Source organism: Blautia sp. OM06-15AC, from assembly GCF_003481425.1.
Classification (GTDB): Bacteria; Bacillota; Clostridia; order Lachnospirales; family Lachnospiraceae; genus Fusicatenibacter; species Fusicatenibacter saccharivorans.
This window is the reverse complement of the sequence record NZ_QULD01000002.1, coordinates 232,995-256,302: the sequence shown is the minus strand read 5'-3', so window position 1 is coordinate 256,302 and position 23,308 is coordinate 232,995. Positions and strand designations below refer to the sequence as shown.

The following is a 23,308-nucleotide window of genomic DNA, read 5'->3' as shown; positions in this document are numbered from 1 at the left end:
TCGCTACTTGCTTGATTCGGTTAAATTTCGAAGCACGGGCTGTGATCTTGTGTTTTTTTCAGTATGCATTCTTCTGCCAGAACTGTCAATCAGCGGAACGAAAAATACAGAATTTTGTAAGAACTTGTAAGACTTTTAGAGCGTGTCTGAAAAAAAGATACCGCAAAGTGAAGCCTGCAGATTGCGGAAATGCTTTTTCAGACACGCTCCAGAATCAAATCCGATTTTACCCTCTACTTTTTCAGAATCACATCGATGACTGTATCGACTCCATCCGGCAATACCGGGTCTTCGCCGAGATCGGCGAATGCCATGGTCGGATAATCGCTGTGTACCCAGCTTGTGGAAACCGGGATTTCCGCGCCGGTTGCGACGTAGCGGATCGCCTGGATTTCTTCTTTTTTCACGCCGGGCAGCGGCAGCGGCCCAACGGTATTTTCATAGACATGAAAATACAGATGGTTTCCGTGGCGCGTCACACGGCCAAAGTCCGGTTTCTCAATACCGGCTTTTCCGCAGCCGTAAATGCTCTCTCCGTTTTTCTTCATCCACTTTCCAATCTCAGCCAACCGTTCGATCGACTCCTCCGGGATATTTCCCCTGGCGTCCGGGCCGACGTTCAAAAGCAGGTTTCCACCCTTCGATACGCACTCGACCAGCTTTTTGATCAGCATCGGTGCCGGTTTGAAGAAGTGGTCGTTGGCACAATAACCCCAGTGATTGTTCATCGTGACGCAGGATTCCCAGGCGATATCGTTTCCATTTACATCCTGGATGCCATTCGGCGGAATCATCTGCTCCGGGCTCACAAAGTCGCCGTGGTACGGGGTCGGATTTCCGGCCGCCAGAGAACCGTAGCCCTCTCCGCTCACCTCGAGACGGTTGTCGATGATGACATCCGGCTGGAGCTTCCGCACCATATTGATCAGCTCCGTCGCTTTCCATGCTTCGCCGCGCAGCGTATCGTAGGAAAAGTCAAACCACAGCACATCGAGCTTTCCGTAGTTTGTGCAGATCTCGCGTACCTGATTGTGCATGTAGGTCAGGTAGCGGTCGAAATCGCGGTCATCGTTTTTGTATGCCGGGTTGTTCCGCATCGGGTGGTTCCGGTCGCCGTAATGTGGGAAATCGTCGTGGAACCAGTCGAGCAGAGAGAAATACAAACCAACCTTCAGTCCTTCTGCGCGGACGGCATCAACATACTCTGCAACGAGGTCGCGGCCGCATTTCGTGTTGGTGGATTTGAAATCGGTATACTGGCTGTCGAAGAGGCAGAAACCGTCGTGATGCTTGGCAGTCAGAACCATGTATTTCATGCCGGCCTCTTTCGCCGCTTTTGCCCATTTCCGCGGCTCGAAATCAACGGGGTTGAACTCCTCGAAATATTTCATGTAATCTTCTTTTGGAATCTGCTCGGTACTCCGCACCCATTCTCCGCGCGCCGGGATGGCATAAAGTCCCCAGTGGATAAACATGCCGAAACGGGCGTCGCGGTACCACTCCATCCGCCTGTCATAAGCTTCTCTGTCAAATTTGTACATCGTTTTGCTTCCTCCTGTTTTAGTTTTATATTGGTAATGATTCAGAGTACCATTTCGCATGGCTCTGAATCGTTACGTCAAGCGGATATTCGCAATCTGCTTCGCTACTTGCTTGATTCGGTTAAATCTTAATTTTCACCCATTTTCCCTGTTTGAATCGGATCGTCGCAAAGATAAACCGTGACATCTGATCCGCCAGCACGCCGAACCAGATTCCGACGATGCCAAGCCCCAGCGTGTAACCGCCAAGATACGAAACGATCGTACGAATAAATGTAACGCTGATCATAGATGCAACTGCCGTATAGAGCGTATCTCCCGCACCGCGCAGGCATCCCATGTAAATAACCTGACAGATCTGGAAAATGACGACGAAGATAATGACATGGATGATGCTGACACCGATTTCAATGATATGCTGTTCTTCGAAAAACAGGCTGTACAGCCATCTTCCGCCGAAGAGATAAATCGCAACGAGGCATACTGCGATGCCCGCGCCGATCAGACGGCACGTTCTGCCGTACTCTTTCGCAAGATCCGGCTTTTTTGCGCCGAGGCTCCGGCCGATCAGTGCAACCGCTGCGGACTGGAGGCCATCGCCGAACGCAAACGAAAGCGACATAATATTCATGCCGACCTGGTGTGCCGCCATCGCATCGGTTCCCTGCTTGGCCGCCATGATCGCCGTCATCATAAAGCCGATCCGCATGAAAACCTGCTCGAAAAACACACTGTACCCGACCCTGACCAGGCTGATGAACGCTGCAATCGTCGGTTTAATTTTGTTCTTCAGAATATAGCCAAGATTCAGGAATCCGTCTTGCTTTGTGATGGAAAGGATGCTCATCACACATCCGACAACCGTTCCTGTGACGGTTGCCAGTGCCGCACCCTGAATGCCGAGTGCCGGGAACCCGAAATGGCCGTTGATCAGAAGATAATTCAGGATAATATTAATCGTATTTGATGTTACATTTGTGCGCATCGTGATTTTTGTATTGCCCGCACCGCGCTGTGCCGAGTTGATCCCCATCTGGATACAGTTAAAAATCATACCGCCCATGATGATACGGAAATATGTTACTGCGCCGTTATGCGTCTCCGCCGTTGAGCCGCACAGATGGATGATCGGACTTGCAAACGCCACAAATCCAACACTGAATGCAGCTGCCGCAAGGATAATAAATACAAGCGCAGTTACCAGAGTCTCATTCGCCGCACCCTGTCTTTGTTCCCCTCGCCGCCGCGCAACAAGGGCGGAAATCGACACATTCAGCGCAAAGAAAAACGCCAGGCCAAGCAGCTTCGGCTGTGTCGTCAGACCGACCGCGGCAACTGCGTAGGAGCCAAGCGAACTTACCATCAGCGAATCTACAAGACCCGCAAATGCAATGAAAAACGACTCCACGATCGCCGGCCACGCCATGTTGACGGCGGTCTGGAATGTGTCTTTGTGGTATTTCCCCTTTAACTTGTTTCCTAAGTACCCCATTTCTTTTCCTCTCTTTCGTCCCAATACCAATTTCTATTTTACTTTGTTTTAACAGAAGGGTCAATACGGTACCGGCAGAAAAAAGCCAGCCGCAAAAGCAAAATTCTTTTCGCTTTTTGTGGCTGGCTTTTCTTTTATCTTTCCGTAGCGATTCAGACCCCCATCTTGATTCCGCTTACGCTACATCCCAGTATTGCTTCTTATTTTTTCAGCACAAATTCTGCCTTATTCTCTGTCGTGCTGTCGCTTCCGATGAAGACTTCGAAAGCACCGTTTTCACTTTCTACACGCTCATTTTCTGTCAGGAAGCGAAGCTCTTCTTCTGTGATTTTGAAGATGACTTCGGTTTCTTCTCCCGGCTGAAGGGTTACCTTGCAGAAATCTTTCAGCTCTTTCACCGGGCGTACCACGGATGCGGCTACGTCGTGGATGTAAAGCTGTACGGTCTCGGTTCCCTTTGTATCGCCGGTGTTTTTCACGGTTACGGAGGCTTTAATCTCATCTTCCATGCCAAGCTCTGCCTTGTCCAGTTTCACATCTGAAATTGCAAAGCTGGTGTAGCCAAGGCCATATCCGAACGGGAACAGTGGTGCGTTCGGGATGTCGAGGTATTTGGAGCGGAAGCGGTCTTTGTCCTTGCCCGGCACATGCGGTCTTCCGGTGGAATACTCGTTGTAGTGAACCGGCACCTGGCCTACAGAGTATGGGAAGCTCATGGTCAGCTTGCCGCTTGGAGCGTATGCACCAAAAACAACGTCTGCGATTGCATTGGCACCTTCGGTACCCGGCATCCATACTTCAAGAACGGCTTTTGCTTTCGATACGACATCGCGCAGGTCGAGCGGACGACCGTTGAAGAGGACAACGACAACGTTTTCATTGACTTTTGAAACGCGCTCAAGCAGTCTCTGCTGGATTTCCGGGATGCGGATGTTCGCGTTGCTGGTTGCCTCGCCGGACTGCAGACGATCCTCGCCGATCGCAAGAACGACAACATCGGCCTCTTTTGCTGCGTTTACAGCCTCAAGAAGCATTGCTTCTTCCTCTTCCGGCGTGGTGGACTGCTCCATCGCCTCGCCGAAGCCCTCCAGGCGGATGTCGGAGCCAAGCATCGGAGAGCCTGCATGGAAGCTCATGTTTGTCGTATCTGCCTGCGCTTTTACGGCCTCTTCCAGATTTGTCACATCCTTTGCATCTCCGATGAAGGACCAGGAGCCCATCAGGTTTCTGCTGTGGACATACGGTCCGACCCAGGCAATCTTCTTCTCCTTGCCAAGCGGCAGGATTTTCTCTTCGTTTTTCAGCAGTACAAACGATTTTCTTGCGGCTTCTCTTGCCAGGGCGCGGTGCTCTTTGCAGAGAATGACTTCTTTTTCTTTCGTCTCGTCTGCGTCTTTATACGGATTTTCAAACAGTCCCAGTTTGTTTTTCAGTTCCAGAATACGCATGCAGGACTCGTCGATCAGATCCTCGGAAAGCTTACCCTCTCTTACAAGACGGCACAGGTTTTCGCAGTAAATGCCGGTCATCATATCGATATCGACGCCTGCCTCGGCGGAGCGGACAGCTGCCTCCTCACGGTCTGCGCAGTAGCCGTGGTAAATAATCTCCTCGATTGCCGCCCAGTCGGAAATCAGAACTCCGTCAAATCCCATCTCGTCACGCAGGATGCCGCGCATCAGTTTCTTGTTTCCGGTTGCCGGAACACCGTTTACCGTGTTGAAGGAAGTCATTACCATCGCTGCGCCTGCATCGATACCGGCTTTGTAGGATGGCAGATAGAAGTCACGGAAGGTATGCTCGGAAAGCTCTACCGTATTGTAGTCTCTTCCTGCTGTCGGAGCACCATAGCCTGCGAAATGCTTCACACAGGAAGCAATCTTGTACGGCTCCTTCAGATCGTCTCCCTGGAATCCGCGCACCATTCCGGCACAGAACAGACCGTTCAGATACGGATCCTCACCGGTAGACTCCATGACACGGCCCCATCTTGCATCGCGGACCAGGTCGGTCATCGGTGCGAAGGTTACGTGAAGGCCGGAAACAGCTGCCTCTTTTGCAGCAACTGCCGCACACTTTTTGGACAGCTCCGGTTCAAACGTTGCGCCCTGTCCCAGTGGAATCGGGAAAATGGTCTTGAAGCCGTTGATGACATCCAGCATGAACAGCATCGGGATGTGATGCGGGTGCTGCTCCACAAAATCCTTCTGGATTTTCTTTAACGTTTCTGCACCCATGCTGCCCAGGATGGAACCGGAAAGCGCTACATTTTCCGGCGTAAAGCCTTTATCCGCCATCGGTCCCATGGCTGTGATGTCCATATCTTTATTGAAGAAGGCACCCACCACCTGGCTCATCTGGTTCACTTTTTCTTCCAGCGTCATGTCGGCCAGAAGCTCTTTTAATTTCTGCTCGGTCATTTTTTCTCCTCCATACCTCGTTTTTGCTGTATCTGCTTCTTCAGAAACCCCTAAAATGTCAGAAAAATATCGTTTTTCCGTTTTTTCTGAATCTTATACTGAAATTTTACCACATCTGATCTGAAAAAAATATCCCCTGATCCGACCTTTTTCTTTCACTATTCTGACCTGTTTGCTGTTGTTCCGGTGCGTAAGAAAGTGATAAAATCCTCTGTTATTTCCCGGACATGTGAAGGGTGGCTTTCCGCTATTTTTCACTAAAGCTTCTTCGGTATTCCAGCGGTGCGTATCCCGTATTATCCTTAAACATCTTCGTAAAGTATGAGAAATTGCTGTACCCCACATACAGCGACACCGTATTAATCGGCAGCGTGCTCTGTGTCAGAAGCTTTTTTGCCTCCTCCACCCGCTTTTGGATGATATAATTACTGATCGAAATACCCTTTTCTTTTTTAAAAATCCGGGACAGATAATCCGTATTCAAAAAGACAAGCTCCCCAAGCTCCTCCCGGTGAATCTCCTCCCGGTAATGTGCATCGATATAAGCGCATACCTGACTCGTAACCGAATCTGATTTGTTGATGTACTGTCTGTACTGCACTGCTTTCCGAACCAGTACCCCCGCATATTCCATCATCTCTTCTCTTCCGTAAAGAGAATTTCGATGCAGATTTTCCATATCCGCATCTGCAAACAGTGCGTACGCCTTGATCTCCCGTTCCGAAAGCCATGCATACACCACCTGCGTCAGATCGGTACGGAGTGCTACCAGAAGCTCCCTGGTAATCATTCCTTCCCGCTCCGTCCGGTCAAGGTATTTCTGCAGCCGCTCCAGCAGCTCCTCCGGTTTTTCCTCCGAAAGCAGAGCTTTCCACACATCCAGCTCCTTATTTTCGTAGCTGGTCTGCGGAGCCTGAAATTCGTTCAGAAACAGCACCTCGTTCCGCACGGAAAGGCTTCCCTCCCGCATTTTCTGAAGATTCCGGCTCTGCTTTTGCATCCCCCGCACAGATTCCCACTGTCCGGCACCGCACCACAGCTCCGGATAGATTTTTTCATTCATCCACGCAACAAACTGCCGCAGAATTTCACAGTCCCGCTCACCGTCATGCGGGAATGCTTTTTCCTTTGACTGTGTAACAATCCAGTAGCTGCCCGGTTCCTGGTAAAAAACAGTATCTACCGCAATGTCCGTTTCCTCATACAGTTCCGACAGCACATTTTCGATCACAAATTCCATGGTCGCCGTATCCCACATTTCCCGCTTATTGCTCTTTATTTCCGGCATCAGACAAATCAGCCGGAAATAGTGTCCCGGTCCGTATGGCAACTGACGCTGTGCCGCCGTTTCGCAGAATTTTTTCTCAGAGAAGCCGTCTTTCAGCACATTTTTCCAGATATCCTGCTGCAGAATTTTTCTGTTCTGATTCCACTTGATGCTTTCCTGCCTGAGATCCTGTATTTTCTTTTCTTTCGCAACAGATTCCGCCGCACGCTGCACGGCCGCCTTCAGCTTTTCAAAATCAATGGGCTTCAGCAGATAATCGACACTGTTCAGCTGTATCGCTCTTCTGGCATAGTCAAACTCCGCATAGCTTGTCAGGAAGATGACCTGGACCTTCAGCTCCTCTTTCCTGACCCACTCCACAAAATCGAATCCCGTTCCGCCCGGCATCACGATATCGCTGATTACAATATCAATATCCACCATTCCCATGATGTTCTTCGCCTGCTGTACGGAAAACGCGGTATACACCTCGCTCACCCCGGTCTCTGTAAGATCGAGATTTCTTTTGATACTTTCAATCACGTACTCTTCATCATCCACGAGCAATAGTTTCATGTTCTTCTCCCCCTGTCTTGTATGGAATATGGATATCTACAATCGCTCCGCCGAGCGGGCTGTTATCGAAATGAATCTCTCCTGTATCACCATAATAATAACGGAATCGTTTCAGGCAGTTTTCAATCCCGATATGCTTTCCATGCTCGGAAATATCTTCCCCTGCTTTCAGCCTTTGCAGCGTCTCCTCCGGAAATCCGTTTCCGGTATCCGAAATATAAATGTTGACATACTTTTCTTCGCCGCGGTCCTCCGGGTAAACCGTCACGGAAATCAGCGGAACCGTCTCCAGCGTCAGAGCATGTTTTGCCGCATTCTCTACAAACACCTGAATCAGAAACGGGAAGATTACCGCGTCTTTCACTTCTTCATGGACTTCAAAATAATAGGTGAATTTTTCCGGATAGCGCAGCAGCAGAATTTTGAGGTAATTTTCGCAGTGGTTCGTCTCCGCCGTCACCGGCACCATCTCGCTTGTATTGCGGAAAATGTAGGCGAGATAATCGGACGTAATACGGCTCATCGACTTTGCATGATCGTACTGTCCGAAGTCAATCATGCTGTAAATAAAGTTCAGACAGTTCATGTAAAAATGCGGACGAATCTGGATTTTGAGGTAATCCATCTCGATTTTCTGTTTTTCCAGCTCCTGCTCATACAGCGTGATCTTCAGACGTCGGATCTGATGAATCATGTTTCGGAATTTATCGTCAATCTGCTCCAGCTCTACCAGATTTCCTTCCGACATCTGATAGGTGAGATCCCCATTGTCATATTTTTGAAGATTTTCCGTAAACATAGCGACCGGCTTCAGGATTTTTGTCTTCAGATGGAACAGCAGCACGGAACCGGCAATCACCATCAGAAATGCAACGCCGAGAAGAGCAAACACACTTCCCGTCATCAGATTTAAGACTCCCGTCCAGGAGATTTTTGTACGAATTTCAAACGGTGCCTGTGAAAGCTCCTGCCGGAACGTATAATTGCCGGTATCAAGCTTCAAACCATCCGTTACAATTCCTTTTTCCGTCAGTGTTCCGATGCTTTTTCCGTTCTGGTCAACGAGACTGACATAGCCGCTCTTCCCAAGAGACAGCTCAGAGAACGGTTCCAAAATCGTCTTCAGATTGACGTAGCAGCCGAATCCGACGCCCTGACTCTGTGCTACCTTGAGCATATAAACCTCATTGCCCTGGCGCATCACGGTCCATTTTTTCTTGACTGCATACGTCTGCTGGGACAGACTCCTGATCCGGCGCTTCAGCGCTTCCTGCAGATACGGATCAATGGAATAACGCCCGTCGGAGGAAATGCTCAGCTGATATAAGCTCTCATCCTTCTGCGTATAGAGAAAAACATTGTAATCCGTTCCAAAATCCCACGCTGCAGATACATAGTTCCTTCGCAGCTGTGTGATGACATATTCCTCATACTGATCCTTCTCCATCAGATCCATGTATTTCCAGAAAGCAGAATCCGGGTTGGAGCTGTCCATTACGGTCGAAAACAGATTTCGGCTGATTCGAAAAAAACGGTTGTCCAGCTCATCCGTATACAGCTTTGAAACCTCCTCCAGCTGCTCATATACCTGCTGCTGCGTCCGGTTCAGAATAAGCATGCTCCCAGCCAGAAAAAGCAGCATCATACTCAGCAGGCAGATCAAAAGATAACGCCCCTGCTGCGCCAGTGTTGTTTTTTTCGTCTGTTTTGAAATATGCATGAAGTTTCCTCCTTTTTTTCTGTTCCGGTACGCTCGGAATCTTTCCATGTTTGTTTTTGCGAACGGATCTTTTTTACTGACTATGATAATACAGCAGAAAAACAGCACACCTCATGTTTTCATGAGTCTGTACTGTTTTTCTGCTGTATGCCGGAAACACAAACGTGTTTCTCTTTTTTCATTTCCGCATGTGAATCATCCTTTTACCGCGCCAAGTGTGATACCTTCTGCGAAGTATTTCTGAAGGAACGGATAGATGATAAACAGCGGCAGCATGGCGATAAATGCGATTGCCATACGGATGGAGGTTGTCGGCAGCTTTGCCACCTCCGCGCCGATATTTCCGGTTACTTTTCCGCTTGCCAGATACTGAATATCGGTGATCATCTGATTCAGCAGGTTCTGGATGCTGTAAAGCTTCTGACCGTCATTTCCTGATAAATAGTATAAACCATTTGTCCAGTCATTCCAATAGCCAAGTGCGGAAAACAGTCCCATTGTTACCAGAATCGGTTTTCCAAGCGGAAGGGTGATGCTGGTAAAAATTTTCATGTGTCCGGCACCATCGATCTTGGCCGCCTCGAACAGCGCGTCCGGGATACTGGTGTTAAAGTAGCTTCGGATCATCAGCACGTTGTTTGCACTTAACAGGAAGCCCGGAACAATCAATGCCCAGATCGTGTTTTTGATATGAAGATAATTTACATACATCAGGTAGGTCGGCACCAGTCCGCCGTTGAACAGCATCGTAAAGAATACGAAAAAGGTAATTGCTCTGCGGTACGGCAGTTTTTTAACCGAAAGCGGATACGCCAGAAGAGAGGACATCGCAATATTTGCAGCGGTACCGACGATGGTTACAAAAATGGTAATTCCGTATGCTCTCAGGATTTTCTCGCCCTGGCGGATGATATAGGAGTAAGCATAGAAGCTGAATTTTTCCGGGAAGAACGAATATCCGTTGCGGATCAGTGTGTTTTCATCGGTCAGCGAGGAAATAAATACGAGTACAAACGGCAGTACAATGGATAAGGTAATCAGAACGAGTACTACATTAATCCAGAACTGGAAACGTTTTGCTTTTTTTGAATTTGTCATACTTCCATCCTCCTAGAATAATGCCTGGTCTTTGTCTACTTTGCGGACAATCCAGTTACTCAACATTACGACACAGAAGCCTACCAGAGACTGGTATACACCGGCTGCAGATGACATACTGATATTTCCCTGTTCAATCAGGGCACGGTATACGTAGGTATCGATAACGTTTGTGGTCGGGAACAGAACACCGGAGTTCATTGGTACCTGATAGAACAGACCGAAATCGGAGTAGAAAATTCTTCCGATGCTGAGAAGCAGCAGGGTAATGATGGTCGGAACGAGGCTCGGCAGTGTGATTTTTGTGATCTCCTGCCATTTGCTTGCGCCGTCCAGTCTGGCAGCCTCATAGAAGGAAGGATCAATACCGATCAGCGATGCGATATAAATCAGGCATCCGTATCCTACGCCCTTCCAGCAGTTCGCGATGATCAGGATCGCCGGCCAGTATTTCGGTTTCTGGTACCACTGGATCGGGTCAATATGGAAGAACGGAAGGATCGAATTGTTGACAAGACCATTTTCCGCACTCAGAAGCGCATATACGATGTAGCTTAAGATAACCATGGACATCAGGAACGGAAGAAGAATTGCACTCTGGTACACTTTTTTGAGCTTTGTGTTTCTTACCTCCGTAATCAGAATCGCAATGGCAATTCCGACTACCATGTTTACAAGAATAAATGCGACGTTATACAGCAGCGTGTTTCTTGTAATGATCCATGCATCCTTCGAGGAAAACAGGAACTTAAAGTTGTCGAGTCCTGCCCATGGGCTTGCCCAGATACCTTTTGCAAAGTTCAGTTTTTTAAACGCAATCACCATACCTGCCATCGGGATATAGTTGTTGATCAGCAGATACAGAAGTGCCGGAAGCATCATCAGATAAAGCGGCCAATATTCCTTCAGCACGTTTTTCTTTTTCTCTTTTTTAACCTCTGCTTTTTTCATAAAGCGTGTCTCCTTTTATGAGGGCTGTTTTTTCAGGTTCTTTCACAGAGAAAGCTCCACATCTTTTCGGGTAAGAGTGGAGCCTTCGGTTACTGTATCACACCGGATTTTCTTTTGCCCCGGTCGTGTTCTTTTTACAAATTATGGTGCTTATTTCGCTGCAAGAAATGCATCCAGCTGCTCCTGCTTTGCAGCAATGACATCATTGATTCCCGCATCATCCAGTGCCTCCAGGAACTGTGGAAGCAGTTCTTCCGGATCTCCAGAACCGCTGTAAAGTGCTCCGCTGTACTGTTTTACAACGTTGGACAGAGCCGATACCTGATTGGTATATTCGCTGTTATCAAAGATAAATCCAAGTGCTTTCGACTCGATACCGGAATCATTAAACTCCTGCATTTTGTCCCAGAGCTGCGGGTCAGATCCGTTCCATTTGTATGCGATAAACTGGTTCGGAAGCTCCCATCCACAGTTAAAGCTGTAGCCTACGTTGTCTGCTGTTACGCCATCCGGGTAGTTGATGATTCCGTTTTCTTCATCTTCTACTACGTAGTCGGTTCCCTCTTCGCCCCAGTTCAGAAGGTTCATGACCTCCGGGCTGCCATAGATATAATCCAGAACCTGCATTGCTTTTTCCGGATTTTCGGAGTTCTGTGCTACAGAGAAGATAATTCCGCTGTAGGAGGAAGAGTTGATTATCGGTGCATCATAGAACGGTACGATTTCAAAATCATATCCGGTAGAACTCTGGAACTCAACCGGGGTACCTGGATGATAGGAGAAGAACAGGGAGAACAGGTTTCCTGCTTTGCATACGGTTCTCCAGTTTTCTGTGTTTGTTCCGGCATCCTTGCTGATATAGCCTTTCTGATACCAGTCATACAGCATCGTTGCGGTATCTTTGAACCAGTCGGTCGCAAAGAAGTTCTCTACGGTTGTGCTGTTGGTCTGATCCATCAGAACGCCCGTGTTGGCATCGCCAAGTGCATCACCACGGAACAGACGGGTCAGTGGGGTATCACCTTCGTTGATGGAATACAGCATTGTCATGTCAGGCTCGCCTGCCTGTACGGTCTCAAATACTTTCTCCATATCCTTCGGCTCTTTGATTTCATCGGTATTGATATTATACTTTTCTACCAGGTCTTTTCTCATGAAGATGGCTGGAATGCTGCCTCGTTCGATCTGGTTCGGAACGCCATAGACAAACCCATCAATCTGATTTGTTTTTGCAATATCCTCGCCATAGATATCTTTCAGGTTTGTGCCGTATTTGTCAATCAGTTCAGACATATCCATGATCTGGCCGGAATGCATATACTGTACAGCTGTTGTTGCATTTGTGTACAGAAGATCGATTTTCTCATCGCCGGAAAGCATCAGCTGTAACTGCTGAGATGCGCTTGCCCACGGAAGAACAACGATATCGAGCTTTGCATTCAGCTCCGGCTCCAGAATCTCGTTGATTTTTTCTTCGATTCTCTCTTCATCCTGCTGCTGGCTGCCCTGCAGTACCATAGTTACAGTGTACGGCTCGCCTTTTTCCTCTGTCTTTGCTGTGCTTCCGGAAGCTGCGGAGGAACCGGAATCAGAACTGGATCCTGTGCTTCCGCATGCTGCCATGGAAAATGCCATGGTTGCCGCAAGAATGCCTGCTAACACTTTTTTCTTCATACTTTTTCTCCTTTTCACGTATCGTGTTGTGTGACCTTTGATGGTTGTATTATAGCAGGATTTTGACTTGCAACTCTATAACTGATTTGACTTTGAAGTATCACTCTTCCGACCTTTGTGTCTTTTTTGTGTCTTTTTTCTGTCAAAAATCTTCCACCATCTTTGCCCCTTCTGCCCCATCGAGTTCGGTCACGGTTCCATTCATGACACGGTAAACTCTCTGGCAGAGGCTGAGGACACTCGGACGGTGCGTCGTAACGATACAGGTTTTGTTGGGACGCTGACGGATGATGTTTCGGAGGACGTTTCGTTCCGTCGTGACATCCAGTGCCGAGGTGGCTTCATCGAGAAGCAGCACCGGGGCATCGCGGAGGACGGCACGGGCGATGGCAAGCCGCTGGGACTGGCCTTCGGAGAAACCGCGGCCACGTTCCCCGACGCGGCTGTTGATGGTATCCGGCAGATGCTGGACGAAATCCCAGGCGCAGGAGATTTTGAGTGCCTCAATGATCTCCTCGTCGGTCGCATCCTCTTTTACCATACGCATATTTTCGGCGATTGTGCCGGAAAGGATCGTATTTCCCTGCGGAACATACGCGAAGAGATGACGCGTTTCAGCGTTCATGGGAACCGTCTTTCCGTTTGAGACAATGATCACGGTTTCCCCCTCCTGCGGGCGGATGAGACCGAGAATCAGGCGGATCATCGTTGTTTTTCCCTCGCCGGACGGGCCGACCAGCGCTACGATCTCGCCGGGAGCGGCCTGAAACTCCGATTTGGTGATTACTTTATTTCCTTCTATATAAGAAAATTCTACCCCGTGCATCTGTACCCGGAAGCCATCCTTTGCCAGCGGATCAAGCGCGGCACTCTCCGGGATATGGATTTCTTTTGGCAGCTCCACGAGCTCACGGATCCGGTGCGCCGAGACGGAGCTGTTGAGGAAGGACGGAATAATCGAAATCACGTTTCCAAACGCGCCGGAAAGGTTGCTCCGCTGCTGCAGGAACAACGTCATGGTTCCATAGGTAATGTCGTGCGTCCACAGACGGAACAGACAGTATCCGAATGCCGTAAACTCCACCGCACTCCCGAGAATGGACATTACAATATTGGTTTTAATCGTAAACAGATTATATTTCAGGCTGATGTCTTTGAAAAGTCCCTGCCACCAGCGCATCTTTTTGCTGTAATACGGCGCAATGCCAAACGATTTGATGGTATCAAAATTGTAGAATGCTTCTACCTCAAAGCTCATCAGGTTGCTGCTCATCTCGCGCACTTTTTTGCTGTATTCCCGCTGACGGCGGATCATAAACCGGGACATCAGAAGCAGGAACGGTGCGCTTAAAAAAGCAATCAGTGCCATGACCCAGTCATAATGCAGGATTACGAAAAAGGTGGCAATAAACCGATACACGGCAATGATAATCGTCGGGAGCCAGCTGATTGCGTTGCCGCTGACCGTTCCAATGTCGCCGTTGAAACGGTTGAGTACGTCACCGTTTGCGTATTTGCTGATTTCCAGCCAGTCCGCATCAACGATTTTGTCAAAAATATCCGCCTGGATGTCGTTGTTGATGGCGATACCAAGCTTCGTTGAAATGCGGTTGATGACACTCTCAAACCCAAGGCTGAACACGGTGCTTCCGATCATGATGCAAAGCAGCAGCGGGAGCTTCTGTATCTGGTATCCGGTGATGATATCGATCAGGTATTTTCCTGCCACGCTGCTGACAAGGCCAAGAGAAGTGCTTAAGATGCCGAGAATCGTGTAAAAAACGATCGCACCTTTATAGCGCGCACTGTAGCCAAAAATCCATTTCCAGTCATCGATGATTTCAGAGAACGTTCCATTTTTCCATCGCTCCGACAGGATGCGGATAGACTCAAAGGGAGCGTCTTTACTTTTCTCTTTGGATTCTTCCTGCATGCGCGCCTCCTCTCTTTTTCCCGTCTGCGGTGCGGATCATATCGTATTTCTTCAACAATTCGACACGTCCCGCACCCACTTCAATGCTCAATTTCTGTCCTTTTTCTCCCTGCCCCAGCCATTTCAGGATTCGCTCCACGTATGCAGCCGGGAGCAAAAACGGATACCTCGCCGCATAGGGATACTTGTTTTTCATATAGGAAGCTTCCGGAACCAGCGATTTCCAGATTCCCCCGGCTGTGTGCTTTTCCATTCCGGTTTCTGCCGCATACAGGGTAATGTTTGCACTGTGGATCCGTCCCGCGCTCGATTTTCCGAACGAACCGGCATCGAGAATATCGATCAGAAGCGCTTCGGAATCCGAGTGAAGCTTCTTTGCGGCACGGACTGCCCCACTTGCTTCATAGGAAAAGCCCAGATACCGCTCGCCGATATCCAGCAGATTGATACAGAAGCACGTCATATGATACTCTTCGCACAGCTGCCAGAACATTTCCCAGTCTATTTTTCTTCCATATATACGAATCATCTGTACCATATCACAGATCTGACGGATCCCGACGCCGCCGTGAAGAAAGTGCTTGAAGCTGTGACAGAGAAGATAGAAAAGATGATGCGTTTCTTCTAAGGTAAAGATACTCTGACCCTGCACTTCCACCCTGGATGGATGCGCAAAAACATCGGAAAATGCACGGTTCAGATAACCATAGGCAGAGGATTCTGTGCTGAACAGCCTGGTATGTATTTCATAGAAGACCCCTGTTTTCGGATGAATGTAGCCCATCTCTTCCGGGGCATCACCGTCTTTGGCACCATTTGGCATTGCGGTTTCTTTGTCCCGCACAAAGCCCTTCCTCATAAAACAGGCATCTACTGTTGCAAAATCCTTTGCCGAAATCAGAAGATCCTCATCCCCGGACGGGCGCAGATCCGGCTTCGGATAGAGACTTCTGCACACAATTCCTTTCATCACCAGCGGCTGCACGCCCAGATGCTCCAGCTCCTTTTCATCGGAAAGAAACAGCGCTGTACGCGAAACCTGCTGCAAAACACTCTGCATTGCCTGCGTTTTTACCTGTCTGCGAAGCTCGTCCGGAAGTTCTGCAAATTCCGGTGTTTTGCCCACAACATCGTAGACCGCTGACAGCAGCGAATGCTGTGCCGCTAGGACAAACAGATGATTCCATTGTTTTTCTGTCAGCGCCTGAATTTCCGCCGGCGATGCTTTTTCTTCTGTCAAAAACGCACAAATCACCGCAAGGAATGCGGTTTCTGTTTCTGTAATCATCTTCTTTTCCTTTCATTTTCTGTGCACGCATCATTTTTCTTTTTATCCACACCGAATAACCGGGCATATCCATGCATCAGAATCGGGCGAAGCGGGATGATGCGAATCCAGACCTGTGCAAAAAACTCCCACCAGAACGTTCCCGGTACAAGTATTTTTCCTTTTCGTTCCACTTTTGTCACCCGTGCAAAGATCTGCTTCCGTTGCACATGATGCTCGATTTCCGTCTGTGCATCCCCGATTATGTCATAACCGTCTGCATGAACGCGGCAGATCCGATGCACGACAAACTGTCCGCCCGGCCGCTCATAAAATACGATATCACCTCTCCGAAGTTCCCGCTCCGGCGCTCGGAAGAAAATACTGTCGCGTCCATGAATCAGAAACGGCGCCATGCTGCTCCCGGAAATCACCATACGCATTTCTCTGCCCTGCTCTACAAGTTCTTTCAGCATTCCGACATAGGCACGTGTATCCATCATTTTCATGCATGTTTCTCCCTTTTCTGAATCATGTTTTTGTGCAGTGCAGCTGCATATGTTTCACTTTCGAACGAACCGGCCCCGATCTCCTGCTCCAGCGTTTTCACCGCATCTTCTGAAATGTCGCACGCCAGATGATACACCGGAACTTTTCCAGCAAGCTGTTCGAGAAGGTCGAGACTGTGCACCATTCCCTCCCTGTCCCAGCGGTTCATGGTGATCTGTCCGTACAGACTCGTAAATGCCTCTGCCGGACGCAGCCGCCACGCCTGATTCGTCTTTGCCTGGCTCAGCATTACAATGCATCCGACCGGGAGCTTTTTGTTTTCGCAGACTCCTGATGTTCCGCAGACCGGCCAGCCGTTTGCTGTCCACGCTGTGCCATCATATTCCAGCAATGCCTTATCCCCATTTACGGTACGGCTTCCCCGGTACTGTTCCCAGAGTTCCGCCTGCGTGGTTTTGCCCGTTCCCGATGGTGCAGAAAAGAGCATTGCTTTCCCCTGATACTCCGTGTATGCACAGTGCAGAATCAGGCACGGCTGCTCTGCCAGACGGCGCTCCAAGGCAAGGAGGGAAAGAAAAACAACTTCATACTTTTCAACTTCTGCCAGATACCACCTGCCGACGAAAACCTCCGCACGATTTTGCGCAGTCTCACGGTAGAATGCATAAGGACGCGCTTCTCCTTTCACACCGATCCGGCGGCTCTCCAATCCTTCTTTTGTATGAAACACCTGCAGATCGACCCGATCCACAATCAGCTCCCCTCCGCTTCCGGCAATATGTCGACGGCCGTAATGATATATGTATAATCTGCAGAATCCGTTTCCACCAAAAATTTTTCCATATCCACCGGAAGTACCAGCTCTTCCGGAAACTTCAGCCGGAAGGAAAAACTCCCTGTCTGAAATGTTTTTTCCATCAAAAACTCCTCTTTCTCCCCATGATCTTCCCTTCTCTCCGCCACGTATCACGATCCCTTTTTCCGCATTTATGATAACAAAAAAAAGAGTCTCCGTCAATCTTTGTGGCTTTTTTGTAATTAAATACGTAATTTTATTTTTGACTGATCTGCAGCGTTTTATAGTCATGCCGGAAATACAGGATCTCCGCCGCACTGGTAATTCTCCACGAAAAGATATACAGCAGATACAGTGACGTAATGGTATGGAAATACGCGAAAATCGTGTACACCCAGATCACACGGAACACACAGGAACCGAGAATAATGATAAAAATATTCTTCCACAGCGAGTTTTCATCGTTGTATTGCAGAATGGAAATCTGCTGATTGCGTTGATATACTCCTGGGATACTTCGCGGTTTGGAATGGATACGTTTTCTTTTTCGTTATCGTATGTCAGATCTTTCATTACCTGTACCAGATTCTTTTCATCACGGAAGCGCACCTGACTGTACTGCTCTCTGAGATCAAAAATCAGATAGTCGTTCAGCATGCGCAGCATTTCGTCAATGCCGCTTGTTGCGCTTAAAAATTCCTGCATATTGGTTTTTATTACATCATACTGATTCCGATGTTTTTTATATGTTTCACTTCTGCCGATTTTTAAATTCTGAAATAGTGCATCGGTGTCTGTGCTTCTGTCATAATAAGCCGCCAGCATATCCGCTGCCATAGATTTTCCAAATCGTCTCGGACGGCTCACGCACAGATACCGCTGGAGTGTCCGCACACAGCGATTTGTTTTTCGTTTTTGAGCAGATTACATTCCCATCTTTTTCCAGTTTTTACTTGACTTTTCCTAGTTCTTCTTCTATAATCTTTTTGTAATGATAAATGTAATTTATTTCTGCGAACATTCTACATATTTTTCTTGCTGACTGCAGAAATACTTTCTGCCTGAAAAGGCACAGCATTTTGCAAGAGGGGAGTTTGTGATGGAACCGATTGCTTCTCCGACCCGGTCGGATTTGTTACAAAAGATAAATGAAAAAAAATATCGTGTCAATTCCGATTATCTGCTGCGTGAAATTGCAGGGGAATATGCGATTATTCCCGTTGGGACTGCCTGTCAGATTTCGAATGCAGTGATGGTTCCAAACGATACCGCTGCATTTCTCTGGAATGCTTTTCAGCAGCCACGTACCATTTCGGAAGTCGTTGCACAGGCGTTAGAGGAATATGAGGCTGCGGAAGATACGATTCAAAATTCTGCTTTAAATTTTGTGCATGATACTTTAAGGTATGCATTATTAGAGGAGGTTATATCGTTATGAAGAAAGAGTGGATGGAACCTGTTGTTGAGGTTCAGGAATTTGCTGCAAATGAATATGTGGCGGCCTGCGGGGATAGCGGGAAAGTTTATAAATTTGTCTGCGATGCTGGACAATACGGTCATAATTATAATGTTTATTATTATGATGGATCTGGGCAAAAAAAATATATCGCAAAAGAAGACTCATGGGGAGGCTGGGGCTCTCAAGCTCAATTTTCTGGATATCATCCTTGTAACAAGACTCATGAAGCGGAATCTGACAGTGGATTTATCAGTGGTTTTATAGATGACCAGTCTACCCGCAATGATGAAGCAACCCCCGTTGTCATCTGGACCGAAAATGGTACAAACGTTCATTGTACTACCAGACTAGACATCAATACTTGGGAAACCGCCAAATCCTGATTTTTCCACTAAATAATAATTTTTCAAACCACAGCAAAAGGATCGAACCCACTCGTTTCGATCCTTTACTATACCTATTAATAATTGGTTCATCAAACCACTTTTTTCGGAGGAACCTTTATGAACTACATGGACGACGCTTCCACCTTCGAGCGTTCTTTTCTCCAGAAAGCGCGCCAGCAGCACATTCCTATTACCGGCGCGCTTGAACTTCTGCCACTCTGCAATATGAACTGCGACATGTGTTATGTCCGTCTGTCCCGTTCAGAAATGGAATGTCAGGGACAACTCCGCACAGTTGATGAATGGATTCTGCTTGCACAGCAGATGCAAAAAGCCGGTACACTTTTTCTTCTTCTGACCGGCGGTGAACCACTTCTCTTTCCTGATTTCAAAACACTATATCTTGAGCTTCGAAACATGGGTATGATTCTTACCATCAACACCAATGGAACCCTGCTGGGCGAATCCTGGGCTGATTTTTTTGCTGAGTACAGGCCGCGCCGCATTAACATCACGCTCTACGGTGCCGATGCCGCTTCCTATAACCGTCTCTGCCATTACCCCCAGGGCTTTGATCAGACCGTCCGCGCCATCCGTCTGCTCCGCGAACGAAACGTTGATGTCAAAATCAGCTGTAGCGTCACTAAAAAGAACGCGCATGATTTTCCAAAAATCTTTGTTCTCGGAGAAAAGCTTGAAGTCCCCGTTCATGCCGATCACTATATGATGCCCGCCGTCCGGGAACGCTCCCTTCCTTTTGATGCTCAGGTCCGCCTGAACCCGGAAGACGCCGCTGCGCTTGCCCTGCAGACACTGAAACTGCAGCTGACCAGCGATATTTTCCGGCAGTACGTTCATGAATCCATCCACCGCGTCAACAATCCGTCTTTTCCACGGGACAATGGTCATATCTCCTGTCTTGCCGGAAACTGCTCCTTCTTCATCAACTGGCAGGGCTTTCTTTTCCCCTGTGTGATGTTATCCGAAATCTCCGCCCCTGTTTTTGATCTTGGATTTATTTCCGCCTGGGAAAAAGTTTCCGCCGCTGCACAGAAGATTTCCCTAAGTTCCCAATGCTGTCAATGCCGTTTGCAACCGATATGCCGCACCTGCGTCGCAGCCGCGTTTTTAGAAACCAGTTCTTATCGGGGAATGCCTGGTTATCTCTGCCGCTATTCCGAGCATTACTATCACCTGCTGCTGGCAGAAGAAGCTTCTTTTTCCTCCATCGCCTTATAGTCTTTACATATGCTGAAAACGCCGGACAGATTTTTCTCTGCCCGGCATTTTCTATCTTCATGTTTATGATTCAAGCAGCTGCAATACCGCATCCAGCATAACTGTCTCACCTTTTTCCAGTTTTACCGCTTGACGCATCTCTCCATACACAACTTCCCCTTCATACGCCTGATCCGCCGTAACCGCACACCGTGTCAGTTTTCCATTCTCCCACGCAAGTGCAATCGATGCATTTCCAACCAGCCGCAGGCCTTTCACTTCTCCATGATCCCACGCCTTCGGCAGCGCCGGAAGGAGAATGATTTTGTGTTCTCTGCTCTGCGCCATCGCGCGCTCCAGCTTTTCGGTAATCTTCTCTGCCTCTTCGATCACCAGAGTATGACCCATGGTATACACACGGCCGCCCGTTGCTTTTGCCGACAGGCACATGGCCAATTCCAGGGCATTTTTTCCTAGGTTTCCGCTCAGATAAATCGTGTGATCGTTGACCTTTCCTGTACGGTCAAAATATTTTGCACGGTTCAGCATCACCTCAACCGACACTTTTCCCTTCGGTGCACGAAGATGCAGCACCATACAGTCCGCCGGTCTGGAAATGAAGCAGGTTCGGCAGATTTCCAGCGATCATCGCACCAAGCCGTCCATTCTGTCACCAAAAGAGGGAGGCAGACGATTCCACCTCCCTCTTCGTTTTTCAATTTCTATCTAATACTTAATACTCGACGTTCTCTTCATTTCCTTCTTTTCTGACCGTCAGAATCTCTGTCTCACGTCCTGTCAGCGCGCGGCTTCTTTCGCCCGGCTGCTGTCCGCCGATGGAGATTTCATACTCGCCCGGCCGTACGACACATCCGCCGTCCTCTGTGATAACAGCAAAATCTCTTGCATGCAGTGTCACGGAAACCTCTTTTTCTTCTCCTGCCTGCAGTTCCACGCACGCGATGCCTTTTAACTGGAAACCTGGCTCACCCGGCTGTGCGTTTTTGTATTTCACATAAACCTCTACGCTCTCATGCAGCGGATATGCACTCTCATTCTTCACCTTCGTGCACACGGTCACATCGTCGAGCACCGCGCTCGTCTCCTGCTCCGTTTTTGCGCCGCTGTAGGAAATTGTTCCATACGTCAGTCCATATCCAAATGGATACAGAATATTTTTATCAGTATAGCGGTAGGTTCGTCCTGCCATGCTGTAATCGGTGAACTCCGGCAGATTTTCTGTTCCCTGATAGAAAGTCACCGGCAGTTTTCCGTTCGGTGCATAATCGCCGAACAGCGCCTCGGCCACGGCTTTTCCGCCGCGCGCACCCGGATACCAGCTGTCAAGGATAGCCGGTACATGCTCCTCGGCCCAGGACAGGTCGATGGCACTTCCTGCCGAGAGAACGAGGACTACCGGTTTTCCAACCGCTGTGATTGTCTCAAGCAGTTCCTCCTGTAAGCCCGGCAGATTGAGGCCCAGCTTATCGCCGCTCGCGTATTCGTTTCCGGCATCGCCTTCCTCGCCCTCAACAGTTGCATCAAGTCCAAGGCACAGAACGACAACGTCTGCGTGCTCAGCGGCAATGACAGCCTCTTTGAAACGGTCTTTGTCCTCGCCGAGTCCTTCGACTTTATTTTTATACAGATGGCAGCCCTCTGCGTATGTCACTCTCACATCATCACCGACATACTGCTGAATTCCTTCCAGCGGTGTGATGTATCTGGACGATGTTCCCTGATAGTTTCCAACCAGCGCTGCTCTCGAGTTCGCGTTCGGTCCGATCACGGCGATACTGCGGATCTTCTTCACATCGAGCGGCAGCATGTTGTTTTCATTTTTCAGCAGAACCATACTTCTTCTCGCTGCCTCGACGGACAGATCAACATGCTCTTTGCACTCGACTAGATCGTAGGACAGATCTTCGTACGGTGACGGATAGTCTTTCATCATACCGAGGCGGATGCGGATTTCCATCAGGCGCTCAACTGCCGCGGTGATTGCCTCTTCGGATACCAGGCCATCCTCGTATGCTTTCGGCAGATGCAGGAAAGCAACGCCGCAGTTCAGGTCACAGCCGTTGTTGACGGCACGCGCTGCGGACTCCTCTACATTTTTGGTCACTCTGTGGTGCTCATGGAAATCTATGATTGCCCAGCAGTCGGAGACAACATGGCCTTCAAAGCCGAACTCATCGCGCAGGATGTCCTTTAACAATGTCTTGCTTCCGCATGCCGGTTCACCGTTGACACGGTTATACGCGCCCATGACTGCCTCGACTTTTGCATCCTTGACACAGCGTTTGAAGGCATACAGATAGGTGTCATACAGATCATGTTTGCTGACTCTTGCGTCAAACTCATGGCGGATCGCCTCTGGGCCGCTGTGGACGGCGAAATGTTTGGCACACGCCGCTGCCTTCGGGTGATCCGGGTCCGGTCCCTGTAATCCGCGGATGTAGGCGCATCCGAGCTCACCAGTCAGATACGGGTCCTCACCATATGTCTCATGGCCACGGCCCCATCTCGGATCACGGAAAATGTTGACGTTCGGTGCCCAGAAGGTCAGGCCTTTGTAGATGCCGCGGTCGCCTTTTCTCGAAAACTCGTTGAATTTTGCACGTCCCTCGGTAGAAACAACATCACCGATCTCCTGCAGCAGCTCTTTATCAAACGTTGCTGCAAGGCCAATAGCCTGCGGAAATACCGTTGCCACACCAGCTCTTGCCACGCCGTGCAGCGCTTCATTCCACCAGTTGTATGCCGGAATGCCAAGACGCTCGATCGCCGGTGACTGATAGACCATCTGGCTCATTTTTTCTTCCAGCGTCATCTGGGAAACCAGCTGTTTTGCATACTCTCTCGTCTCTTTACTCATAGGTAAAATCCTCCCGAAATTTGTTGCCTCTATTATATCGCCGCGTTTCCCGTTCGGCTAGTCAAGTATTGCTCTTTGCTTCTCATTTTATGCGATTTTTGCGAACAACACAGGGGAACATA

The 23,308-nt window shown here is 48.8% G+C and carries 19 protein-coding genes; 3 read left to right on the top strand and 16 right to left on the bottom strand.

The features are described 5' to 3' along the window. Positions 1-233: 233 nt before the first annotated feature. From DXB83_RS04765 to DXB83_RS04700, 14 genes are all read right to left on the bottom strand, one after another. On the bottom strand, positions 234-1,541 hold the full coding sequence (locus tag DXB83_RS04765; protein ID WP_117801282.1) for an alpha-L-fucosidase: 1,308 nt from the start codon (positions 1,539-1,541) through the stop codon (positions 234-236). A gap of 121 nt (positions 1,542-1,662) precedes the next feature. After that, positions 1,663-3,033: an MATE family efflux transporter gene (locus DXB83_RS04760; protein WP_117804651.1), complete on the bottom strand. Its 1,371-nt coding sequence runs from the start codon at positions 3,031-3,033 to the stop codon at positions 1,663-1,665. A 200-nt stretch (positions 3,034-3,233) separates the two neighbouring features. Then, positions 3,234-5,453, bottom strand: a complete 2,220-nt coding sequence (gene bglX / locus DXB83_RS04755) for a beta-glucosidase BglX (RefSeq protein WP_118697322.1) — start codon at positions 5,451-5,453, stop codon at positions 3,234-3,236. 247 nt (positions 5,454-5,700) lie between these two features. After that, positions 5,701-7,296, bottom strand: a complete 1,596-nt coding sequence (locus tag DXB83_RS04750) for a response regulator transcription factor (protein ID WP_118697321.1) — start codon at positions 7,294-7,296, stop codon at positions 5,701-5,703. Then, the gene (locus DXB83_RS04745) at positions 7,274-9,016 is read right to left on the bottom strand and encodes a sensor histidine kinase (protein WP_118697343.1); all 1,743 of its coding nucleotides are present in this window, start codon (positions 9,014-9,016) and stop codon (positions 7,274-7,276) included. The genes DXB83_RS04750 and DXB83_RS04745 overlap by 23 nt, the downstream gene beginning before the upstream one ends. Before the next feature lie 195 nt (positions 9,017-9,211). Continuing rightward, positions 9,212-10,114: a carbohydrate ABC transporter permease gene (locus DXB83_RS04740; protein ID WP_118697320.1), complete on the bottom strand. Its 903-nt coding sequence runs from the start codon at positions 10,112-10,114 to the stop codon at positions 9,212-9,214. 12 nt (positions 10,115-10,126) lie between these two features. Beyond that, complete coding sequence (locus DXB83_RS04735; RefSeq protein ID WP_117761461.1) at positions 10,127-11,065, bottom strand: ABC transporter permease; 939 nt, start codon at positions 11,063-11,065, stop codon at positions 10,127-10,129. Between the two features lie 150 nt (positions 11,066-11,215). After that, positions 11,216-12,739 (bottom strand): ABC transporter substrate-binding protein, encoded by a 1,524-nt coding sequence (locus DXB83_RS04730; protein WP_118697319.1) that lies wholly within the window; start codon positions 12,737-12,739, stop codon positions 11,216-11,218. A gap of 142 nt (positions 12,740-12,881) precedes the next feature. Then, positions 12,882-14,672 carry an ABC transporter ATP-binding protein gene (locus tag DXB83_RS04725; protein ID WP_118640575.1) on the bottom strand — a complete coding sequence of 597 codons (1,791 nt, stop codon included), beginning with the start codon at positions 14,670-14,672 and terminating at the stop codon, positions 12,882-12,884. Further along, a complete protein-coding gene (locus tag DXB83_RS04720; protein ID WP_118640576.1) occupies positions 14,644-15,960 on the bottom strand; it encodes a nucleotidyltransferase domain-containing protein in 1,317 nt (438 codons plus the stop codon). The genes DXB83_RS04725 and DXB83_RS04720 overlap by 29 nt, the downstream gene beginning before the upstream one ends. Beyond that, the gene (locus DXB83_RS04715; protein WP_118640577.1) at positions 15,957-16,448 is read right to left on the bottom strand and encodes a S24/S26 family peptidase; all 492 of its coding nucleotides are present in this window, start codon (positions 16,446-16,448) and stop codon (positions 15,957-15,959) included. The genes DXB83_RS04720 and DXB83_RS04715 overlap by 4 nt, the downstream gene beginning before the upstream one ends. After that, the gene (locus DXB83_RS04710; RefSeq protein ID WP_118697318.1) at positions 16,445-17,200 is read right to left on the bottom strand and encodes a hypothetical protein; all 756 of its coding nucleotides are present in this window, start codon (positions 17,198-17,200) and stop codon (positions 16,445-16,447) included. The genes DXB83_RS04715 and DXB83_RS04710 overlap by 4 nt, the downstream gene beginning before the upstream one ends. A gap of 2 nt (positions 17,201-17,202) precedes the next feature. Then, positions 17,203-17,367 carry a hypothetical protein gene (locus DXB83_RS16390; protein WP_158581086.1) on the bottom strand — a complete coding sequence of 55 codons (165 nt, stop codon included), beginning with the start codon at positions 17,365-17,367 and terminating at the stop codon, positions 17,203-17,205. Positions 17,368-17,644: 277 nt separating this feature from the next. After that, positions 17,645-18,139: an AAA family ATPase gene (locus DXB83_RS04700; RefSeq protein ID WP_256372477.1), complete on the bottom strand. Its 495-nt coding sequence runs from the start codon at positions 18,137-18,139 to the stop codon at positions 17,645-17,647. A gap of 205 nt (positions 18,140-18,344) precedes the next feature. Here DXB83_RS04700 and DXB83_RS04695 point away from each other — a divergent pair, with 205 nt between their 5' ends. The 3 genes from DXB83_RS04695 to DXB83_RS04685 all read left to right on the top strand — a co-directional run bounded on the left by DXB83_RS04695 (position 18,345) and on the right by DXB83_RS04685 (position 20,329). Then, on the top strand, positions 18,345-18,683 hold the full coding sequence (locus DXB83_RS04695) for a PqqD family protein (protein ID WP_022462364.1): 339 nt from the start codon (positions 18,345-18,347) through the stop codon (positions 18,681-18,683). Further along, a complete protein-coding gene (locus DXB83_RS04690) occupies positions 18,680-19,087 on the top strand; it encodes a hypothetical protein (protein ID WP_118640580.1) in 408 nt (135 codons plus the stop codon). The genes DXB83_RS04695 and DXB83_RS04690 overlap by 4 nt, the downstream gene beginning before the upstream one ends. A 120-nt stretch (positions 19,088-19,207) precedes the next feature. Continuing rightward, positions 19,208-20,329, top strand: a complete 1,122-nt coding sequence (locus DXB83_RS04685; protein ID WP_118640581.1) for a radical SAM protein — start codon at positions 19,208-19,210, stop codon at positions 20,327-20,329. Positions 20,330-20,392: 63 nt separating this feature from the next. On the opposite strand, the gene DXB83_RS04680 is transcribed toward DXB83_RS04685, so the two are convergent. Next, positions 20,393-20,944 carry a glycoside hydrolase family 95-like protein gene (locus tag DXB83_RS04680; protein WP_270475924.1) on the bottom strand — a complete coding sequence of 184 codons (552 nt, stop codon included), beginning with the start codon at positions 20,942-20,944 and terminating at the stop codon, positions 20,393-20,395. A gap of 97 nt (positions 20,945-21,041) precedes the next feature. Next, the gene (locus DXB83_RS04675; protein WP_305764453.1) at positions 21,042-23,219 is read right to left on the bottom strand and encodes a glycoside hydrolase family 3 C-terminal domain-containing protein; all 2,178 of its coding nucleotides are present in this window, start codon (positions 23,217-23,219) and stop codon (positions 21,042-21,044) included. Positions 23,220-23,308 lie beyond the last annotated feature (89 nt).